This window comes from uncultured Nostoc sp. (genome assembly GCF_964245575.1).
GTDB lineage: Bacteria > Cyanobacteriota > Cyanobacteriia > Cyanobacteriales > Nostocaceae > Nostoc.
The window spans coordinates 1-3372 of the sequence record NZ_CAXTNP010000485.1 but is presented as its reverse complement, the minus strand read 5'-3'; the positions used below and the strand labels follow the sequence as shown (position 1 = coordinate 3372).

General features: G+C 42.1%; 4 protein-coding genes and 1 tRNA gene. 1 reads left to right on the top strand and 4 read right to left on the bottom strand.

Annotation, left to right across the window (positions count from 1 at the left end; all coding sequences use genetic code 11):
- Positions 1-138: 138 nt before the first annotated feature.
- Positions 139-702 carry a Uma2 family endonuclease gene (locus ACFFAP_RS37360; RefSeq protein ID WP_375515931.1) on the bottom strand — a complete coding sequence of 188 codons (564 nt, stop codon included), beginning with the start codon at positions 700-702 and terminating at the stop codon, positions 139-141.
- Positions 703-747: 45 nt separating this feature from the next.
- Between ACFFAP_RS37360 and ACFFAP_RS37355 the strand changes: the two genes are divergently transcribed.
- Positions 748-1956 carry an ATP-binding protein gene (locus ACFFAP_RS37355; protein WP_375515930.1) on the top strand — a complete coding sequence of 403 codons (1209 nt, stop codon included), beginning with the start codon at positions 748-750 and terminating at the stop codon, positions 1954-1956.
- A 50-nt stretch (positions 1957-2006) separates the two neighbouring features.
- Here the strand turns inward: ACFFAP_RS37355 and ACFFAP_RS37350 are convergent.
- The 3 genes from ACFFAP_RS37350 to hisF form a co-directional block, all read right to left on the bottom strand.
- Positions 2007-2079: transfer RNA gene (locus ACFFAP_RS37350), tRNA-Ala, on the bottom strand.
- Positions 2080-2173: 94 nt separating this feature from the next.
- Positions 2174-2368 carry a hypothetical protein gene (locus ACFFAP_RS37345; RefSeq protein ID WP_100901219.1) on the bottom strand — a complete coding sequence of 65 codons (195 nt, stop codon included), beginning with the start codon at positions 2366-2368 and terminating at the stop codon, positions 2174-2176.
- Positions 2369-2467: 99 nt separating this feature from the next.
- On the bottom strand, positions 2468-3241 hold the full coding sequence (gene hisF, locus ACFFAP_RS37340; RefSeq protein WP_375515929.1) for an imidazole glycerol phosphate synthase subunit HisF: 774 nt from the start codon (positions 3239-3241) through the stop codon (positions 2468-2470).
- Positions 3242-3372 lie beyond the last annotated feature (131 nt).

Genomic DNA, 3372 nt, shown 5'->3' with positions numbered 1-3372 from the left:
CTCTTTCACAGGAGACAGTTTTATGCATTGCTGTACAGTTGCACTAGATGGGGTAACAATTGTCGCAGGTGAAGCATCAGGTAGAATACATTTTTTACATCTTGAGAACATGATAAAGGAATGAGGGGAGAAATAATGTTATCTGCTAAAGATTTCATTGACGGTAATGTTTACATTAGGGAAAGCTTTAATTGATAAAGTTTGACCGCTAGTGAACTTTTGCATAAACTCATATCCTGCGGCTGTTGGTTGTTGATAAACTTCCATAATTTGCTCGTTAATATCTACTAACCAAACTTCAATTATGTTTGCTTCTGCATATAAAGGAATTTTCTCTTCCCGGTCATACATCACAGTCGAATCAGCTACTTCAATTAGTAAAAAAATATCCTGGGGTTGGGGGTGTGCTGTGGCGTAGAAATCATCACGGGGTTTAAGTAATGCCACATCTGGCTGAGGTTCTGAGTTATTGTTCAGTTCCACAGGGTCTTGAATAGCAATGAGAACTCTATCCCGTAACTTCTGAGACAAGAGTTTGTTTAACCGTTTCACACAAGCAGCGTGTTTTGTTCCAATCGGCGACATCTCAATAATCTCTCCCCGAATCAGTTCCACCCGGTCATCTTCTATGAGAATCCCCGACCCAACCATCTTATGATATTGCTCAACTGTGAATTTCCGTCTTAGCAATTGTATAGACATCACCACCTCCACTGTTGCCTCATCTTTTAATTATTCTCCAAAATTATGAACTCATCATCCAAACCACCGACTACAATCAATTCCAGAGGACATCCAACAGAGTTTGAGCAAATCATTCAAGAAAAAAGCCAAAACTTTGTCGGTCGTGAATTTGTCTTCACGGCTATTAACAACTTTCTCCACCGCCATAACCAGGGTTACTTCACCACCATTGGCGCACCTGGTAGCGGTAAAAGTGCCATCCTCGCTAAATTTGTGACAAACAATCCTCAAGTTATTTATTACAATGCCGAACTTGAGGGTAAAAATCATGCTGACGAATTTCTCAGAAATATCTGCACGCAACTCATTAATCAATACTCGCTTAATTACACCTCCCTCCCTGATAACGCCACAGAGGGAAGTTGGTTTTTCTCTAGTCTTCTCCAGCAAATCAGCGATGAGTTAGAACCCGATCAAAAACTGATAATTGCCATTGATGGGTTGAATTGCATTGACCGTAACAGCCAACCACCTGGTACAAATCTGTTTTATCTCCCCCGCTATCTCCCGGATGGGGTCTATTTCCTCCTGACTCGTAGACCTTTCTTGCGGGAGAAATCGGGTTTATTAATTGAAACGCCGTCGCAAAGTCTTGATTTAGCAGATTATCCAGAACAAAATCGCCAAGATATCCAAGCATATATTCAAAATTACCTAACCCCCCTAACCCCCCTTCCCTACGAGGGAAGGGGAGAACAAGATTACTCCCCTCCCCTTGTAGGGGAGGGGTTGGGGGAGAGGTCAAATCTTAAATCTTGGCTGAGTAATCACCAGATTAGTGAGCAAGAATTTTGCGATCGCCTCACCACTTTGAGCGAAAATAATTTTATGTATCTCAGTCAGGTCATAAGTGCGATCGCAGAAAACTTTTACCCGGAATCTTTCGAGTCCAATCAACTCCCGCCTGGTTTAGAAGCATATTATCAGCAGCATTTACAGAAAATGTTTCCACCCGAACAAGGGACGGAGCATAGCACAGATGTGTTAAATGTCTTAATACAGCAGCAAAAAGCAATATCAGTGCAAGTGTTGGCGCAGACCGCCGCAGGCATCGCACAAATCATTGATACTGATGAGTATGATGTTGAGGAAGTGCTAGAAAATTGGCTAGAGTTCTTACAACAACAAAGAATCGCCTCACAAACCCATTACAGTCTGTATCATTCCAACTTTCGAGACTGGCTAGGTAGACAAGCATTTAAAACCTTCTGAAAAATCTTCCTAACCCTCTTTGTTAATAAACAGAGTTAGGGAGTGAAGAATGGAGCTAAGCGGATTCGAACCGCTGACCCCCTCAATGCCATTGAGGTGCGCTACCAACTGCGCTATAACCCCTTAAAATCCATTATATATATTCGCTTGATTTTTGGTACTTTGTCAAGCTTTTTCTGGATAATAAATTTTTAATATCTTCTCAACCACTGGACACTCACAACGACACTTGCAACAAATAGGTCATACAGTGCCCCATCAAAAAGTAAACTACTAACATGGCAGCAGCAGCCAGAGCAACTAATGTACCAGCCAACATCAGAGAAAATTCTTTACTCTCGTAGGCTCTTTCCATTAAGTGCAGTGACCACGCCACCAGGGCGACATCAAAAAGTAAAATAGGAAGCAACATATTTTTTAATATTTGTTAATACTTGTAAAATAATATTAACACCCTTTCAAATAAGTGTGTCTAACCTTAGATAGATGTCATTAAACAGTAAATAAGGGTTCAAGAGAATGTTCTTACTGGCACGTTGCGATCGCGCAAGTAATTTTTGATTTCTGCTACGCTTAATTGTCCGTAATGTAACAGGGATGCGAGTAATGCTGCTTCAGCTTTGCCTTCAGTTAGGGCTGTGTAGATATGTTCACAATTACCTGCACCACCTGAAGCAATGACTGGAATTTCTACAGCATTGGCAATTGCCCGTGTGATTTCAATGTCATACCCGGCTTGGGTTCCATCAGCATCCATACTTGTTACTAGCAGTTCACCGGCCCCCCGTTTTTCAACTTCTTGTGCCCACAATAGAGCATCTAAGCCTGTATTTTCCCTGCCACCCCGCACATACACATCCCAACCTGGATTCTCCGGGTTATTTCTGCGTCTGGCATCAATTGCAACAACTATGCACTGATTACCAAAGCGATCGCTTGCCCGATTAATCAAGTCTGGATCACGCACCGCCCCAGAATTAATACTAACCTTATCTGCGCCTGATCGTAACAATGCTTTAACATTTTCTAAGGATTGAATGCCACCACCCACAGTCAATGGAATAAAGACCTGTTCAGCAGTCCGGTAGACCACATCTAAAATAGTAGCTCGGTCTTCATGAGTGGCTGTAATATCCAGAAATACTAACTCATCAGCACCGGCTTCGTTATAAACCTTGGCCAGCTCTACCGGATCGCCTGCATCTTGGAGATTTACAAAATTAACTCCTTTTACAACCCGTCCCGCCTTCACATCTAAGCACGGTAAGATTCTTTTAGATAACATAATAATTTTTGTACTTCTGGGTAATTGACCGGAATTTAAATTTTAAATTGGTGCGGGTATTCTCAAACTAAAATTTTCACGGATATTGGGAATGGGGCATTGGGCATTGGGCATGGGGCATGGGGCATGGG